The sequence below is a fragment of the Paraburkholderia sp. SIMBA_053 genome, from assembly GCF_046534895.1.
Classification (GTDB): Bacteria; Pseudomonadota; Gammaproteobacteria; order Burkholderiales; family Burkholderiaceae; genus Paraburkholderia; species Paraburkholderia caledonica.
On sequence record NZ_JAWRXU010000320.1, the window covers coordinates 1 to 325 of the forward strand.

At 60.9% G+C, this 325-nt stretch carries 1 protein-coding gene; it reads right to left on the reverse strand.

Going from position 1 to position 325, the window contains the following annotated elements:
* The coding region (locus tag SB753_RS35815; protein WP_410804829.1) for a phage tail tape measure protein at nt 1–325 on the reverse strand (325 nt) is incomplete at both ends.

The window sequence follows — 325 nt, forward strand, 5'->3', positions numbered from 1 at the left end:
GGCGAACGTCATGGTGACGGCACCGCCGACGGTGGCCAGGGCGATCATTCCCGCCGCCACCTTGGCGATGGTGCCCGCTAGCTCGGGGTTGGCCTCTATCCATGCGCTCACACTGCGCGTCACTTTGGTGATGTTTTGGATTAAGTCGCGGATGGGGCCTTTGTTGGTTTCAGTGATACTGATGCCCACGTCTTCCCAAGCGCTACGCAGGCCTTTTAGGTCGCCGCCAATGTTATCAGCGCGCACTCTGGCGACTTGGGCGGCTTCGCCCATGGAAGTGGATAGCACTTCCACGAACGCTTCGATGCCTGCGGTGCCTTGCTGG